General features: G+C 67.8%; 13 protein-coding genes. 3 read left to right on the forward strand and 10 right to left on the reverse strand.

Going from position 1 to position 15818, the window contains the following annotated elements; translation table 11 throughout:
* Window positions 1–108: 108 nt before the first annotated feature.
* The 10 genes from C8D78_RS03060 to C8D78_RS03105 form a co-directional block, all read right to left on the reverse strand.
* On the reverse strand, window positions 109–1278 hold the full coding sequence (locus C8D78_RS03060; protein ID WP_120950376.1) for a zinc metalloprotease: 1170 nt from the start codon (window positions 1276–1278) through the stop codon (window positions 109–111).
* Window positions 1279–1446: 168 nt separating this feature from the next.
* Window positions 1447–3120 (reverse strand): phosphodiester glycosidase family protein, encoded by a 1674-nt coding sequence (locus C8D78_RS03065; RefSeq protein WP_120950377.1) that lies wholly within the window; start codon window positions 3118–3120, stop codon window positions 1447–1449.
* A gap of 249 nt (window positions 3121–3369) precedes the next feature.
* Window positions 3370–4038: a hypothetical protein gene (locus C8D78_RS03070; protein ID WP_120950378.1), complete on the reverse strand. Its 669-nt coding sequence runs from the start codon at window positions 4036–4038 to the stop codon at window positions 3370–3372.
* A gap of 395 nt (window positions 4039–4433) precedes the next feature.
* Window positions 4434–5282, reverse strand: coding sequence for a S1 family peptidase (locus C8D78_RS03075; protein ID WP_120950379.1), 849 nt, complete (start codon window positions 5280–5282; stop codon window positions 4434–4436).
* 214 nt (window positions 5283–5496) lie between these two features.
* Window positions 5497–6183, reverse strand: a complete 687-nt coding sequence (locus C8D78_RS03080) for a TM2 domain-containing protein (RefSeq protein WP_244208213.1) — start codon at window positions 6181–6183, stop codon at window positions 5497–5499.
* A gap of 192 nt (window positions 6184–6375) precedes the next feature.
* A complete protein-coding gene (locus tag C8D78_RS03085) occupies window positions 6376–7473 on the reverse strand; it encodes an AI-2E family transporter (protein ID WP_120950381.1) in 1098 nt (365 codons plus the stop codon).
* A gap of 170 nt (window positions 7474–7643) precedes the next feature.
* Entirely contained in the window at window positions 7644–9164 is a 1521-nt protein-coding gene (locus tag C8D78_RS03090) for a CYTH and CHAD domain-containing protein (protein ID WP_120950382.1), read from the reverse strand.
* A gap of 251 nt (window positions 9165–9415) precedes the next feature.
* Window positions 9416–10312 (reverse strand): alkaline phosphatase family protein, encoded by an 897-nt coding sequence (locus C8D78_RS03095; RefSeq protein WP_167467838.1) that lies wholly within the window; start codon window positions 10310–10312, stop codon window positions 9416–9418.
* 242 nt (window positions 10313–10554) lie between these two features.
* A complete protein-coding gene (gene malQ / locus C8D78_RS03100) occupies window positions 10555–12780 on the reverse strand; it encodes a 4-alpha-glucanotransferase (RefSeq protein ID WP_120950384.1) in 2226 nt (741 codons plus the stop codon).
* 9 nt (window positions 12781–12789) lie between these two features.
* The gene (locus tag C8D78_RS03105) at window positions 12790–13356 is read right to left on the reverse strand and encodes a hemerythrin domain-containing protein (protein ID WP_120950385.1); all 567 of its coding nucleotides are present in this window, start codon (window positions 13354–13356) and stop codon (window positions 12790–12792) included.
* Window positions 13357–13579: 223 nt separating this feature from the next.
* Between C8D78_RS03105 and C8D78_RS03110 the strand changes: the two genes are divergently transcribed.
* The 3 genes from C8D78_RS03110 to C8D78_RS03120 all read left to right on the forward strand — a co-directional run bounded on the left by C8D78_RS03110 (window position 13580) and on the right by C8D78_RS03120 (window position 15795).
* Window positions 13580–13933: a TraR/DksA family transcriptional regulator gene (locus C8D78_RS03110; protein ID WP_120950386.1), complete on the forward strand. Its 354-nt coding sequence runs from the start codon at window positions 13580–13582 to the stop codon at window positions 13931–13933.
* An 89-nt stretch (window positions 13934–14022) separates the two neighbouring features.
* Window positions 14023–14718, forward strand: coding sequence for a M50 family metallopeptidase (locus C8D78_RS03115; protein ID WP_425266668.1), 696 nt, complete (start codon window positions 14023–14025; stop codon window positions 14716–14718).
* Between the two features lie 9 nt (window positions 14719–14727).
* A complete protein-coding gene (locus C8D78_RS03120) occupies window positions 14728–15795 on the forward strand; it encodes a glutathione S-transferase family protein (RefSeq protein ID WP_120950387.1) in 1068 nt (355 codons plus the stop codon).
* The last annotated feature ends 23 nt before the right edge of the window (window positions 15796–15818 follow it).

A 15818-nucleotide genomic window follows, 5' to 3' on the forward strand; every position in this document is an offset into this window, starting at 1 on the left:
TGAAGGTGTGCAGTGAAGGTGTGCAGTGAAGTTGTGCAATGAGGTTGTGCAATGAGGTTGTGCAACTCTCCGCGCGGGCGCTAGGCGTTCCCGTCGACGCTCCCCTGGTCAGATCCCGGGCCGGCACTCCCCGCGGCCCAGGCGGGCCAGACCGGTGAGGTCCCCGGCCTGGTAGGTGGTCACCCCGGGGACACCCCTGGGGTTCATCAGCTGGGTCGGGTCCTGGACGTGGTCCAGTCCCACGACGTGGCCGAGTTCGTGTTCGATAACCGCTCGGGCCTGCGCCGGGCCTTCGCGGAAGATCAGGGACTGCAGGGCGGGACCGTTCAATTCCAGCTGGCCGCTGACGTAGGTGATCTCGGAACCTTCACGGCTGACTGCGGCGCTCCCGCCCAGACCCATGACGTTGGTCCCCACGGCGTAGTTGGTAAAGCGGGGTTCCTCGGCGGTGGTCTCCCAGGCGATGAGCACCGGCGCCCACCGGTCCCCATACCGGGCGGGCTGGTAGGACTTGTGCTGCGGTGCCGGAGCCTCCGTGGTAGCCCCGTCATTGATGAAAACCAGCCCGGTCGCCTGGGAGACCGCGGCGATGGCCTCCTTGATCAGCTGCGGGCCGGCGGCCGGCGAGTTAGCGGCGCGGGTGACGTAGTGAATGGGCCGGCACGGGTCGTAGGCGGCCGGCCGCTTGTCCTTGCCGGTGAGCGTAAAAGCGTATGAGCCGGACGTGGCGACCACCGGGGCGGGACGGCCCAGCGGGGCAGCGGACTCCTCTCGGCCCGGTGTGGGGTGATCCATGGCGGCCCGTGGGGTGGGCGTCGGAGCAGGAGCCGCAGGAACCGCCGCAGGCGCCCTCACCTTAGTAGGATCCGGGACGGTGTGGTAGATCAGTGGGACGGGCGCATCGGTGGCGGGGGTTGGTGCCGGGCTGCCCAGGAACGCCGACGGTTTCAGGTCCCCGTGAAAGTACAACAGGAAGCCGCACAGGAGCGCGCCGGCGGTCAGGACAGCGACGGCTTTGAACAGCAGACGCAGCATCCCACCGAGTGCCCGGAAGAGGCGGATGGGCCACGGGACGGGGCGGCGCAGCTCGTCCTGGATGGCAGCGAGCGTGCGGACGTGGGTGCCGTCCCCGCCGGGAAGAATAGGGGTGGCGCTGCCGCGCCAGCTCTCGGGCGGGGCCGGGTTGGCGGCCATTTCTTCGAGCTTCCACAGCGGAATCCGCGTTGGCTTCGCCGGCTGTGCCGCCCGGGGAAACATGTCGTAGTCGGGCTCACTCATCTGCGCTCATACCCTCACCATCGTCCGCGTCGGTGTCAGTGTAAGGGAATCCGAGGCCCGCCAGCGGCGCTCCCGCGCCATAACGCAGGTCCGCACCCCGGGCGGCGCCCTGGCCACTGCGCGACTCGTCTCCCCCGGGTCCCGCTCGCCGCGGCCGGCGTGTTTGCTCTACTTCGTTGCCACCTGCTGTTCGTCCTTGCGGGACGGCAGCACGAGGAGGGCGTCCCCGATGGGGCGCTCCCCGCCGCCCGAGGGGCTGTTCAGAATGGTTCGCCCGGCGACGGCCGTTGTGGAGCCACCGCCGTCCAGGTTCATGGCCTGCACCATGCCGAGGGACGACGCGACGTCGGCTTCTTCTTTCAGGCTGAGGCCCAGGGATTCAGTTGAGCGTCCGTCCGCGGTGACCAGCATGGTTCTACCCTGGGCGTCGGTTCCGGCGAAGGTCCGCGGGTTCCTTTTGTGAACCCAGCCGTAGTAGAAGCTGTTCCCGTCGTTGGGGTGGACCATGCCGTCGCGCTTGACGGTGACGTCTTCCTGACCGTCCCGGACCAACACAGGGCCGCCGTTGACCACACTGGTGGCTTTGTCCGTGGCGAGGGCCTTCCCCTCCTGGCCGAGGAGCCCGGTGCTGATTTTCAGTTTGGCGCCGACGGGGGCCAAAGTGCGCAGACGGGCGACGTCGCTTCCGGTGGCCTGGACGGTGTGGCCGCCGGCGGGAACGGCTTCACCGCGGGATTCGGAGACGGCGGTGACGGTGTCATGGCTGTCCACGGCTACCTCTAATCCCGGGCCGGCCGGCGTGGAAGGCCCGAATTGCGGCGTGAAGGTGACGAGCTCGTTGGCGTTGGTGCAGGTGAAGTCTTGGAGCGCGAGCGGTGTCGGCACGTCGTGGGCGCCGCCGCAGTTGCGGATGAGCCCCGGAACGCGGTCAATGCCGTCCAGGGAGACCTCCCCCGAAGCTGAAGACAGGGACCCGGACCAAGCCAGGCGTTCGATGCTCGTGCTGTTTTTCGTCCCATCGATGACGAGGGCCGGACGGTCTGCAACAGGTTCGCTGAGGGTCTTACCGCCGTAGACTCCGACGCCCGCCGGGTCGCCTTCGGCTCCGGCTTTCGGGTCAAAGACGAAGAACCCGGCGTTGACCGCTGCGATTGCATGAGCGTCGGAGGCCAGCTGGCTGGTTGTCTCGCGTTTCTCCAGGTCGGGCCCGAAGGTGGCGGCGAGCCGTCCCTGGTACGTCTTGGGGTCGATAGTGATGACTTCAAGGTTCCACGGCCCCCGGGTCTTCGTGCTGGTATCAGTGTCCCCGTCCCAGCCGGTGTAGATGGCAGAGGAGGCAAAGCCGGCAGCCTTGATCTTCGCGACGGTGGTGTCCCCGTCCATTTTCGCGGCGAACCGGCCGGCGCGGACCCGGTATCCCAGGGCACCGCCTGCATCGGCCAGCTGCGGGGACTGGACGTGTTCGACGCGGGACTCGATGCCGGCAGCCTTGAGCTTGTCGGCGGTGGCCTGCGCACTGGCCTGGCTGGAGAGTGCGGAGGCGGGGGCGTCCGGATCCGGTGAATCGGAGGGGATGGCCACCTCGGCCGTCCAGAAGAGTGAGGCGTCTGCTCCGCCGCGGCTGATCTTCGTCAAGGTGACGCCCGGAGCCAGGGTCCTGACGGTTCGGTGTTCCGGAAGGTCGGTGGCGCCAAGATTGAGATGGGCCCCCTGATCGGTGCTGCCATATCTCGACCGATCGTCGTCGGCGTGGCTGGGACCAGCGGGGCCGAGGAGCGCTGAACACAAGGCAAGGACCAGCCCGCCGGTCAGGGCGCTGCGGCGCGTGAGGGAGGATTCCATGCGTCCACGGTATAGAAATGCGGACGAGGAACCGGGCCGCATTGGGGCCCTGGACTGCCTGTTGAACAGAGCTTCATCTTCCGTTCACGCAATGGAGCCCGGTGAGCGGAGCGCCGCGGTGGAATTCAGGTCCCCCTTCGCGCACAACAGGAAACACCCCGGAATCCAAGTCGCGGATTCCAGGGTGTTTTTGTGTCCTAACCTATGCGGAGCAGTTCAACACCCTGCCCGGGCTTCGGCGGTGTGCTGTTACTTGCCGTGGCGGCCGGACTCGTGATGGGAGCTGGTGCCGTCGTGGTGTTCGGTCGTACGAGCGGGCGCCGCAGCGGGAGCGACAGGCTGAGCATCCTCCCGGTCGCCGTCGTGACTGCCGTTCTGGCGGTGCTCGGCAGCATTGGCCTGTCCGGCGGCGCGGTGCTCGGCAGCGTTCTCGTGAGCCCAGGCGCTATTGCCCGGTGCAGCCGGCTTGGCCGTCTCCGGTGCATCAGGGGTCTCCGGTGCATCAGGCGTCTCGGACGCCTCCGGTGTCTCGGGCGCCTCCGGCGTTTCGGAGGGGTCGGCTGGCTCTGCCGTCGCCGGGTCGGTGGAAGTCGGCGACGGCGCGGGTTCGGTGGGATCCGCAGACTCAGTCGGGTCGGCGGTGGCCGTAGGGGACGGAGCCGATGTGGGGTCGGTTGCGGGCGCCGTCGGGTCGGTTGCGGGCGCCGTCGGGTCGGACGACGGGTCGGACGTCGGGTCGGCCGTTGGGGTGTCGCTGGCAACGGGGGTCTCTGAGACCGTGGTGGATGGATCTGCGGGTGTCAGGGTGGCGGTGGACGCTACGGCGGCCCCTGCGCCTCCCGTGACGACGACTGAGGCTACGACGACGGCCTTGCCCGTGGTGCCGAGGGCACCGAGCCAGCCAAAGATTCCTGCCATGTGTATTGGTCCTTCCAAGAGAGCTGCGTGAATGTGACAGGCCGCCCCCACGGCCATCCGGGCGTCACGTTACCCGAGCGACAGCCCTACTTCGTGACTTTCCAGGGATGCTGAGCCGATCCTTGGCAGTTCCTGCGCTTGGTCAGTGACGGCGCATAGTTGCGGGCCGGCAAAGTGCGTCTGGCGAAACGGCCGGGGCGGCTATCTGCCGGGCCGTTCACCGCCGGGCCGGTCACCGCCGCGCGGGCGCGGGAAGCCCCTGCGCTGGGCTCATTCAGATGCCCATTCCGGGAGACGGGTCCCGGCCAGCGGGAAGCCGTCGTCGTGCCGGCCCTCGGGTTGTTCGGATCACTAGTAGCGGGCCATGCCTCCCGGGCTGAAAGCCGGGAGCGCGGTCAGAGTCCGCTGTGGGTCGACCGGATCCAGGACAACTCGTAGGGGATGGACGTCGATAAATCCAGGTATTTCGCCGTTGGCGAGTCCTCGAAGGCGGAGATGATCCCGACAAGCTTCAGCACGCCGTTTTCGCTCCGCAGCACCGGCCCCCCGCTGTCACCATGGTTGGCGGATTTGGTGTGCGAGAAGGTGCAGAAACTCCAGCGCCCGGTGATGGACGGGCATGAACCAGAGGGGACGACTCTCGTGGACATCGCTTCGAGGGTGTTGGGCAGGCCCCGGGGGCAGCTCTGACGGCTCAGGAACGGGTCGCTGAGACAGCCGTAGCCGGCCTGCACGACGCTGGTGTTCGCGGGTGCGCTCACTGTGGCCAGCGGGATCGGCGCTTCAGAAACGCGATGTGCCAGATGAAGGACGCCAATGTCGTTCCTGAGCAAGGGCTCGTTGAACCCCGGATGGACAATTAGCCCTCCCCGCAGGACCGGGACCGGCACGGTGAATTGCCCTGGATGGGATCCGTAGTGGAACGTGACGTTCACGGTCCGCGGCGTTCCGCCGTTGTAATGAAGGCAGTGAGCGGCCGTGACCACCGCATATGAACTGATCAGCGCGCCGCTGCAAGTGGCCGTGACCCCATTTGGATAAACAAGCTGGATTCTCACGGCCCAGGGGTATTTGTTGGGGCTGAGGACGGTCCCGTTGTAGATGGCCTGGGCCGGCGGCGCGACGCCGATGAGGCCAGCGAAGACCAGGAGCATGGCCACCAGAGCCGCTCTCCATCGGGCATGCGGACGTGCAGTGGATGGCCCGCCGGCCGGGCCTTGGTACTGGATGTCGATCTCTGGCATGGGATTCTCCGTCAAACAGGTACGGACAATAGTCGGTCGGGGCCGCCGGCCCGGTTCGAAACAGCTCTGTGGACTGCCAACCACAGGCCATCACCTTGCGCCCGTTTCCTGCCCTCCGTCAAGCATGAGGACAACCGGCGGTGACCTGGGGCCCACCCTTCCCGCCAGAGGACTGGCTGACAAACCGGGGGCGGGTGCCGTGCGCACGGTGCTGCTAGCCGGGGACCCTGTATTCCTCGGCCGTGAGGTGCCAGATGGTGCCGGTAGTGCTGACTATCAGGGCGTACGTCCCCGGTGCCAAGGTGACGCCGATCGCCCCGGAGGAGGCCTTGAGCTGGGAAATAATGGTGAGGGCCGGACCTTTCGCGGGTTGTAGGTAGGCGACGGCCGGGCCGGTGAACGCGTACTCGATGTGGAGCTTGCCGGTGACCGTCACGACCGGCCCCGGGCGTTTAGTGCCGGAGGCCGCCGCAACCGTGACCCATTCCTTCGTCGGCGGCGGCGGGGCGGGGTTCGCCAGCGCGGTCATGGCCGTGACGGTGGCGGTAATGGTCCCAGTGACGGGAGCGGCCAGGACGATCACCGCTGCCACGAGAACGGCGGCCACCACGACGCTCGACGCCAGGCGCAGACCATGGCGCAGGGAATTAGTCCCGGCCAGCGGCAGCGAGGCACCGTCGGCGGCATATTCGCCGGTGATCCGGAACAGGTCAATGAGCCACCAGATGCCGGCACCGCCGAGTGTCAACAGTTTCAGGGTGCCGGTCACGGGCTGGCGGAGGTAGAACCGGTCCGCGCCGGTGAAACCCAGGAATAAAGCTAGCAGCCACGCGGTGCGCAACGAACGCCGCGGCGGCAGCCCGCGTCCGAAGGAGGGCGCGTACTGCTGGGTCGGGGGCACATCTTGATTTTGGACCGGCCAGCACGTGAAGTCCATGCCCCCGGCGGCCGGACTCGCCTGTCACCGGCCCGGGTCATCCCATGGTGGGCAGCGTTCGCGGTGATCGCCAGCAGTCCGCTCACGATCACCGCGCTCCCCCTCCATGGCACCGACGGGCAGAACGCCAGCTAGCCGGGATCCCGGAGCGGCCGTTTAATCGAGGGGGTCGCCGGGCTGCAGTTCGGGGGCGGGCAGCGGATCGCGGCCTGACCATGTCTTCAGGACCGTCCAGCCCACGGCGGTGATCGGCACGGCCAGCAGCGCCCCAACGATGCCGGCGAGCATGGTGCCGGCGGCGAGGACAAGCAGGATCGCCAGCCCGTGGATGCTGAGCACTTTGCCCATCAGTACCGGCTGCAGGAAGTGGTGCTCGAGCTGGTTCACTCCAATCACCACGGCGAGGACGATGAGCGCCTGGATGGGGCCGTTCGAGATCAGTGCGACGGCGATCGCGAGGGTGCCGGCGACGGTGGCGCCGACGATCGGGATGAATCCGCCCATGAAGATGAACACACCCAGAGGCAGGGCCAACGGGACTCCCAAGATGGCGAGCGTGACCCCTACGACCAGGCCGTCGATTGCTGCGACGATCGCGGTGCCGCGCACGTAACCGCCCAGGACAACGGTGCTCCGGTCCGCCGCAAGGCGTGCCTTGGCGCGATGGTCCGCAGGCAGGAAGCCGATCAGGAAGTTCCTGATCTCAGTGCCGTCCTTGAGGAAGAAGAACAGGGTGACGGCCATCAGGACCGCGCCGGCAAAGATTTCTCCCACGGTGCGCGCCCCCGTGAGTGCCTCCGCACCGAAGGAGCTGGAGGTCAGGAACACCCGCACTGAGTCGACGGCGTCGGTGATCTGCTTGTCGCTAACGGGAACAGGACCGTTGTTTAGGAAAGAGTGCAGCTGGTCAATCCCGGTGGCGGCGCGGGCTGATAGCTCAGCCCACTGGTTGCGGACCAGGAACACGATGCCGGTGACAATGCCGCCCACGACGACGAGGATGGCAACGAACGAAGCAACGACGGCGAGGGCACGCGGCCACGAGCGCCCCGTAAGCCAACGGACCAGCGGAGAAATCGCGGCGGCCAGGATGACGGCAATCAGGACGGGGATGATGACGAGCGGGACGCGGGTCGCGGTCCAGACGATGGACCACGCGAGGGCGGCCACCGCGAGGGTCTGGACCGAGCGGATGCTGGCGCGGCCGAGGCCGTCGGACCATATGGCCGCGATACCAGTGCGGGGTTCTGTCATGGTGGATCTCTCTTTCGCAGCTCTGAGGTGTGCCTGAAAGTCATTCTTCCCGGTTCCTGGCCCGGGACACGACAAGGGCGGCGGGTTTGATCCCGCCGCCCGTGTCCGGCACCGCCACCCTTGTCCGCCAACGCGGCCGACGGGCCGCTCAACGAAACGCGGCCACGTAACTATTTCCAGTCCAGGGGACGCGGCCTGGCGTTCTGCCACACGTCGTAGAACCGGGCACGGGCCTCCTCGCCCCGTTGCTGCTCCTGGGCATGCAGGCGCCCGTAGCTAAAAGCGCTGCCCCCGCCCGCCGCGGAATCTGCCGCCAGTTTGAGCAGGGTTTCCCGGATGACGACGCTGTCGTGGAAGTCTCCGAGTACCTCCTGGATGCCCTCGGCGGCTCGCGCCAGGGCGGTTGCCTGCTTGCCGAATATCGGGGTCGCCGCTTCGGCGGCATACCGCAGTCGCTTGGCCGACTTCCGGACTTCATGCAGTGCGGCGTCCTGCGGCCCGCTCCCGCTGGCGCTGTCCACGGCCCGGACTGCCTTCTTCAGGCGCTTTTGCTGAGCCGACACGAGCTTGCCGACCGTTCGCACCGCCTTCTTCCCGGCAGGGTCCGTGAAGGGAGGATCCGCGAGGAACGAGTCCAGGGCATCCAGCAGCCGGAAGTAGCGCTCACTGTCCAGCGCCGCCAACCCTGCAGCCCTGGCGGGGCGATAGATGCCGTCCAGATGCTCCTCGATTTGTTGCGCGACAGGACCCATCAGCAGTTCCGGCGGTTCGGCGCTGATCATCTCGTTCAGCCGGGTCCGGATGACCTCCGTGTCGCGCGCCTCACCCACCGTGCCGGCCAGCCATTGGAGCTCGGCCCGCAAGAACTGCGTGGATGGGGCGTCCAGGAGCTTCCGGAAGGTGGCAAGGGCCGACCGTAACCGGCGCGCGGCCACCCGGAGCTGGTGCACGGCGTCCGGGGCATCGATGCGGACGCCCGGGTCATGCGTTTTCAGGGCCCGAATTTGTTGGAATGTGTACGCCAGCACAAGATCCGAGGCCGGTCCCCGCCGCCTCGGCTTGGGTGCCTGCACGGCATCGCCCGGATAATCGGAACCAAGCGCTTTTGCCAGCTTGGACGGCAGGGACGCGATCGGAACCCCGGCTGCGGCGAACTGTGCGTCGGCGTCTTTGAGCAGCTTTCTGTCGCCCTCGACCAGCTCAATCTCCCATTCCCGCCACCGCTCCGGTTCCCCCGGGGCCAGGAGGTTTTGCGCCTCCACGCGGTCGTCGCTGAACTGGGCCAGGATTGCACCGTGTCCGTCGTACAAGGGAATCGAGCTGCGGAGGGTTCTGATGCGGGCGACAGGCTGCAGGGTGCGGCCGCGGACGTGGACCAGCACGTGCTGACGTAGCCGCTCAGGCACTGAGTCCTGGTCGCTTCCGAGCGGCTCCACTATTTCCTGCCGTTCCTCGGCAGCGACCGGCAGCTTCAGGTGCCAGCCGGCATCCAGACCTCCGGTCCGGCGCCGCAGCGTGATCCGCTGCGCTGCCAGCGCCAGCGTGTCGGTATCAAAGTAGACCGCGTCCAGGTGTTCATTGGCGGGATCCCCGATGCGGTCCACCCCTTGGATCGATGCCAGCCGGGGAAGCGCCTCGGAGTCCGCCGGGCTGTACTTGCGTTCCACCTCGATCGCATCCAATCCGGCCATATTCCATTTTAGAAACGGCTGCCCCGCCCGGCACGTGCCCAAAGCCCCTAATAGGCGACTGGAAGAGGCCTCCGACGCCGGCACCACCGGGATACGCGTGCCCGTGCGGGGCTGTCCGCCGTGGAAGTGGCGAAGCCCCGGTCAAATAGCGGTTGACCGGAGCTTCGGGACCATTATGGACAGGACTTCCTGTGTGTTGGCCGAAAGGCTGTGGATCGGCCTCGCCCATGGCGTCACTAGGGGCAGCGGTGCTACCGGTTAAGCATTTCACTCATCAGTGGCGCGTCGCGGACGTTGTCGGTCAGGGGCGCCAGCCCCCACATGTCTTCGATCGTGTGCAGCAGCGAGTAATGCGAATAGGCGGCATGGGATGTAAAGCCCTTTCGGGCTGCGGGGCCTGCAAAAACCGTGGCCACCCGGTTGTCATCGTCGCTTCCTTCGTCCCACGTGACCACCAGCAGGGAATTCTGCGTCGTGAAGGCCGGCGACCCGAGGATCCTCGGCACTACCCTGGACAGCCAGTCGTCCCCTGTGCCGATGGAACAGTTGTGCGTGTCGTTGCACATGTTGGGGCTGATGAAGGCGTAATCCGGGAGCGAGGTGGCGGACTGCAGATCCTGGTCCAGCCGGTCGAAGGGCACAACGTGATCCGCGCACGACGTCTTGTCGCCCGTGACCGACGGGTAGTACATAAACGGGTTGTGCTTCACGGCATACGCACCGTGGTCCCGCGCAACACAGGGTTCAGGCATGCTCTCCGCGTACATCTTCCACGTCCGGCCGGACTGCGTGATCTCATCGGCGATAGACCGCACTTCGGCGGTGCAGGATCTCGGTTTGCAGTCGCTGGTAATCCCGGCGTTCGTTCCGCTCGTCAGGGCGAGATAGTTCGGCAGGCTCGGGTGCATGATCGCCTGGTAATTAGCGGCCAGCGAGTATTCCGCCGCGAGTTGGTTGAAATACCCGGCCTCGGTTGCGCCGAGGATCTCCGAGGCCGGCTTGTTTTCCAGGACGATGACCACAACGTGCTGGACGCCGGGGCTCCCAGGCGTCGCGGACGACGGGTGCGGGGCGGGCTGCGCGAAATACGGTGACGACGGCGGCGCGGTGCCGGCCGGAGGGGTGTCCTGGCCACTCGGCGCCGGCACAGACCCGGTAGCTGCAGACCCGGTAGGTGCAGTCTCGGTAGGTGCAGTCTCGGTAGGCGCAGACCCGGTTGGCGCGGGCGGTCCCGGTTGCACCGGGGTGCAACCTACCAGCAACAAGGCCAGCGCCAAGCCGCCGGCCAAACAGCCTCGGCCGATCCGCCTCATCGGATCATGCTAACGGCCCGTGATACTGCCGCCAAGGGCGTCCGGAAGGCCGGCGCCGCCGGGGTCTCAGGCCCCGCTCAGGGTCCGGCCGGACGCTCTTGCAGCGGGTCCCGGTGCAGCGCATTCCGCACGGTGCCCAGCAGGGACCGGAACCGCTCGTTGTCCGGCAGGTCATCGATCAGCACCACGCCCTCGGGACCGGCCAGCGGGATGCGCCAGTTGGGGTACTCGGTGCTGGTGCCGGGCTGGTTCTGGGTCCTGGTCTCCCCTACGGCGTCAACAAGCGCAACGCCCAGCAGCACGGAAGGGGCAAGCGCCGTGTAGGCGTACAGCGCCTCAACCGTGGACCAGACGTCCGTGTCGCCCAAGCCGTCCGCGCCCCCCAAGAGACCACGGGCCCGGACCTGGCCGAGCACGCCCTCCTGCTCGGCTGCAGCCTCGGCGCGTTCTTCAGCCACCGGCCGCCGCAGCAGCCCCAATGACTCGCGCAGGGTGACGTGCTCGCCGGCGAGGTAACCCGCCGTCGGGGGCAGATCGTGGGTGTTGACGCTGGTCAGGCATTGCTCACGGTAGTACTCCGGCGGGATCGGGCCGTCGGCGTCGTGCTCGAACCAGAGGATCGAGGTGCCGAGGATTCCCCGCTCGGCCAGGTAGTCGCGGACCCAGGGCTCGAACACGCCCAGGTCCTCGCCGATCACGATCGCGCCCGCCCGCTGCGCCTCCAGCGCCAGGATGCCGATGAGGGCCTCATGGTCGTAATAGACATAGGTGCCGCTCTCCGGCCCGGCCCCTTCGGGGATCCACCAGAGCCGGAACAGGCCCAGGATGTGGTCCACGCGGATGCCGCCAGCGTGGCGCAGCACGGTCCGGAGCATGTCGCGGTAGGCCGCATAGCCGGATTCCGCCAGACGGCCAGGATGCCATGGCGGCTGGGACCAGTTCTGGCCCTGCTGGTTGAACATGTCCGGCGGCGCACCGACGCTAACGCCACGGGCAAGGACTCCGGCCAGCGTCCAGGCGTCGGCGCCGCCCGGTTTCACGCCCACCGCAAGGTCGTGGACGACGCCGATTGCCATCCCGGCCTGACGAGTCGACCGCTGTGCCGACTCGAGCTGCACGTCGCAGAGCCACTGGAGCCAGCGGTAGAACTCGATCCGGCCCGAGAGCCTGGACCGCTGCTCCACGCAGTAGGGCGTGGACGGGGCCGCCGCCGCCCCGGTCCAGTCGGGGGAAGACGGCGGCAGCTGTTCGGCGAGCGCGCACCACAACGCAAAGTCCTCGAGCCCCTGCCCCTGCTCGGCGCAGAAGTCGGCGAACTGCCGGCTCCGGGCCGGACCCCGGCGGACACTGAACACGAGTTCAAGGGCGGCCAGCTTCGCGGCGTAGCTAGCGTTGCGGTCCAGCAGATCCGGGGACCGGTTGGCCGCCTTTGCGCCCTCAGCCAGGCGTATGACCTCGGCCTGGCTGGCGGCGTCCAGGTAACCGTACTCCGGGATTTCCTCCACCCGCAGGTAGAGCGGGCTGAAGAAGCGCCGCGTGGTGGGCAGGTACGGTGAGTCCTCCACGGGCGGGGCCGGTTCGGCGGCATGTAGCGGATTGACCAGGACGAAGCCGGCTCCCTGCTCGCCCGCGACCGCGGCGAGGTCGGTGAGGTCTGCAAAATCACCGATTCCCCAGGACCGGGACGACCGAACGGAATAGAGCTGGGCCGTCAGTCCCCAGCTGCGGTGTCCCGCCAGCCGGGTCGTCGTGCTGAGCCGGGCCGGTGTGACAACCAGCGCACACTGCGCCAGGGTGCCGTCGGCGTCCGCCATCAGGGTGTGCCAGCCGAGGCCGAGGTGGCCGGGGATGGCAAACGTGGCGCGACCGGTGAGAACGCCGTCGACGTCGACCGGCTGATCCCAGTTCTCGTGTTGCGCGGCCTCATGCCGGCTGCCGTCCTCCGCGTCAATCCACACACGGACGTCACTTCCGTGCGGGACATGGACGTCCACGTGGATATCCTGTCCCTCCCTCAGTACCAGGACCGGGGGGAGGATGCGCCGCCACGGCGCGAGGCGGGACTCCGCCAGGGAGCGTTGCTGCTCCTGGGGCCCGGAGGCCGGGACGCCCAGGGCCGCCAGGACGGCCCGGAGCGTGCCGGCCGCGACCGAGCGCTCTACTCCATCCCAGCCCCAGTAACTGGTGCCCACGCCATGTGCCGCGGCAAGCTCACACAGGAGCGCATCTGCCGGTTCGCTGTCCGTGGCGCTGTCGGGATTCGCGGGGTAACCGGGGTTCTCGTGCTGCGTGGGGTCCGCCATGGGCCCACTCTAGACGCTGGACCCGCGGTCCGCGCCCCCTCCATGAATGTGGGATTCGCCTACTAGTTCTTCGAGCCCCTCCACCGCGGAGGCAAGCGACAGGTCCGGGTGCCCCGCCAGGAATGGCAGCAGGATCTGGTCTTCCGTCTGGAGGTGCATCGCGACAAGGGCCCGCAGGGCGCCGGCCGCGACGGCGGCGTCCACGCCACGGGATCCGCGCAGTTGCTCGATCATGCCGGCGATGCCCTGATGCTCGGCGACCAGGGCCGTCACGAGCAGCCGGGCCTCCGGCGTGCGGCCCGCTCCCTCGTACAACCGGCCTTCTTCGGCGAGCGCATGCGGGACGAGGTCCGTTTCACACCACTCCACCAGGACCTCGTGGGCGTCATGTTCGGCCACGGCGTTACCTGCCATTACCGCGCCGGAGAGCGCAGCGGCCAAGGCGCCCAGCCGTTTGAGCATCCCCGCGTGGTGCTGTCGCAACGCTTCGAGGGCCCGGACGTCATCGTCCGCGCCCCCGGGCGGCGTATTCAATGCCGTGGCGGTGGCGTCTTCGGTGGCGTCCGGGCTGTCCATGATGACTCCTGCATGATGACTGTTGGCTGCGCAGGACTGAGGTTCCCTTCCTACGTTACGGGCACCGGTCACCGGGCGGACGGGACTTTCGGCCCGGTGACCCGAGCAGGTGGGTGGATCCCCCCGAGGCTCCCCCGGCGCCGCCGCCGGGGTCCGGTCTGCGGCGGTTTCGCGGCGGCCCGGTTTAGGCGCGGCCCCGGCCCCCGCGCTAGCCTTGCAGCCTATGGTTGACATCGAACGGTTCCGGATCCTCCTGCAGGAACAGCGAGACCGCAAGCTTGCGCTCCTGCCCGCACTCCGCGGGGACATCCTCTCCGTCAATGCCGCCCGCCGGGACTCCAACGTGGATGACGAGCACGATCCCGAGGGCACCACCATCGCCTTCGAACTGTCTCAGGCCTCCGCGCTCCTGGAGCAGAGCCGCGCTGGCCTGGCGCAGATAGACGCCGCACTAACCCGGATGGAAAACGGCTCCTACGGGACCTGCGAAGTGTGCGGCGCCACGATCCCCGAGGGCCGGCTGGAAGCCAGGCCATCGACGCCATATTGCCTCCAGCACGCCTCCGGCCGGGCTTGATCGTGTTCGGGACGCAAGGGGATCCGAACCTGGCACAGACGTGGTGGGAGCGGATCGTTGCCGGATTCGCCCATGCCCCCAGCCCCCATGTGACTAGCACGGAGCTGGTGGTGGTGATCCTGCTGGCCGTGGCCGTATCCCTGCCACGGCTTACCTGGCGCTACTTTGGCTTGCTGGCCACCGTGACCCACGAACTCGGCCACGCCTTTGCCGCCCTCACCACCGGCCAGCGGCTCGGCGGCATTCGGCTGGGACTGGACCACTCGGGCACCACCACGACGTACAGCAGGAGCCGCGTGGCCGCCGCCTGGTCCACGTTCTGGGGCTATCCGGTGCCCGCCGTCGTCGGCGCTGTGATGGTCTGGTGCGGTTTCAACGGCTGGGGCCCGGCCGCGATGTCCGTGGGCACGCTGATCCTGCTGGGGTCATTCCTGTTCCTCCGCAACGGGGTCGGCCTTCTCATCACCGCCGCCGCGGTGCTCGCCTCCGCGCTCCTGGTGCTGTTTGTGCCGCCGGTGTTCAACGGGCACGTGATGATTGTGTTGGGCTTGGCGCTTTTGGTCGCCGCCGTGAGGGACCTCGGCAAACTGGCCGACGTTCACGTCCGCCACCGTGACAGGCTCCCGACGTCGGACGCCTATCTGCTCTCCCGGGCCACCTCTGTCCCGGCGGCAATATGGATTTTCTTCTTCGCCGCAGTGGTCGCCGGGGCCTGGTGGTTCGCCTGGCAGCCAATGGCGCCGGTGTTCACGGCCCTGTTCGGTCAGTTCAGTCCCCGGCCTTAGGCTGGACCCATGAGCCAGACGACCCACACCGACGACCCGGGATTCAGCACCAAAGGCGCCTACGTGACCGGCGGCGAGGAATTCACCCGGGACACCAACTACATCGAGGACCGGATCACCCGGGACGGCGCCCCCGGCCGCAACGGCGAACCCGGCTGGCCCGTCCAGCCAGGCCGTTACCGTCTCATCGCGGCGCGCGCCTGCCCGTGGGCCAACCGCACGGTCATCGTTCGGCGGCTGCTCGGCCTCGAGGACGTCATCTCGCTCGGCCAGCCCGGCCCCACCCACGACGCCCGGTCCTGGACCTTCGACCTCGATCCGGGCGGCAAGGATCCGGTCCTCGGGATCGAACGCATCCAGGACGCCTATTTCCGCCGCTTCCCCGACTACCCCCGCGGGATCACGGTTCCCGCCATCGTGGACGTTCCCAGCGGCCAGGTGGTGACCAACAACTTCCCACAGATCACGCTCGACTTCGCCACCGAATGGACGCAGTACCACCGGCCCGGCGCGCCCGAGCTGTACCCGGAGCACCTGAGGGCAGAAATCGACGCCGTCAACAAGCGCGTGTTCACGGAGGTGAACAACGGCGTCTACCGGTGCGGATTTGCCGGCTCCCAGGAGGCATATGACGCCGCCTACAGCAGGCTCTGGACGGCATTGGATTGGCTGGAGGAACGCCTCGCCGGGCAGCGGTACCTCGTGGGCGACACCATCACCGAGGCCGATGTCCGGCTGTTCACAACCCTGGTCCGTTTCGACGCCGTCTACCACGGGCACTTTAAGTGCAACCGGCAAAAGCTGAGCGAAATGCCGGTCCTGTGGGCCTACGCACGCGACCTCTTCCAGACTCCGGGGTTCGGTGACACAGTCGACTTTGTGCAGATCAAACAGCACTACTACATCGTCCACGAGGACATCAATCCCACCGGAATCGTTCCGCGCGGCCCGGAGCTCGGCAACTGGCTCGCCAAGCACGGCCGCGACGAACTCGGCGGCCGGCCGTTCGGCGACGGCACGCCCCCGGGACCGGTCAGGGCCGGCGAAGAGGTGACCCCGGGACACGGCGCAGCCTGAGGCCGCCGGCGCCCCGGTCGCCG

It is taken from the genome of Arthrobacter oryzae, assembly GCF_003634095.1.
In the GTDB taxonomy this organism is placed as follows: Bacteria; Actinomycetota; Actinomycetes; order Actinomycetales; family Micrococcaceae; genus Arthrobacter; species Arthrobacter oryzae.

What these genes read in the sequence shown, in the direction of transcription:
- C8D78_RS03060 (WP_120950376.1), bottom strand. Translation starts at nt 1,278, where the DNA reads ATGAGTGAGCCCGACTACGACATGTTTCCCCGGGCGGCACAGCCGGCG.
- C8D78_RS03065 (WP_120950377.1), bottom strand. Translation starts at nt 3,120, where the DNA reads ATGGAATCCTCCCTCACGCGCCGCAGCGCCCTGACCGGCGGGCTGGTC.
- C8D78_RS03070 (WP_120950378.1), bottom strand. Translation starts at nt 4,038, where the DNA reads ATGGCAGGAATCTTTGGCTGGCTCGGTGCCCTCGGCACCACGGGCAAG.
- C8D78_RS03075 (WP_120950379.1), bottom strand. Translation starts at nt 5,282, where the DNA reads ATGCCAGAGATCGACATCCAGTACCAAGGCCCGGCCGGCGGGCCATCC.
- C8D78_RS03085 (WP_120950381.1), bottom strand. Translation starts at nt 7,473, where the DNA reads ATGACAGAACCCCGCACTGGTATCGCGGCCATATGGTCCGACGGCCTC.
- C8D78_RS03090 (WP_120950382.1), bottom strand. Translation starts at nt 9,164, where the DNA reads ATGGCCGGATTGGATGCGATCGAGGTGGAACGCAAGTACAGCCCGGCG.
- malQ (WP_120950384.1), bottom strand. Translation starts at nt 12,780, where the DNA reads ATGGCGGACCCCACGCAGCACGAGAACCCCGGTTACCCCGCGAATCCC.
- C8D78_RS03105 (WP_120950385.1), bottom strand. Translation starts at nt 13,356, where the DNA reads ATGGACAGCCCGGACGCCACCGAAGACGCCACCGCCACGGCATTGAAT.
- C8D78_RS03110 (WP_120950386.1), top strand. Translation starts at nt 13,580, where the DNA reads ATGGTTGACATCGAACGGTTCCGGATCCTCCTGCAGGAACAGCGAGAC.
- C8D78_RS03120 (WP_120950387.1), top strand. Translation starts at nt 14,728, where the DNA reads ATGAGCCAGACGACCCACACCGACGACCCGGGATTCAGCACCAAAGGC.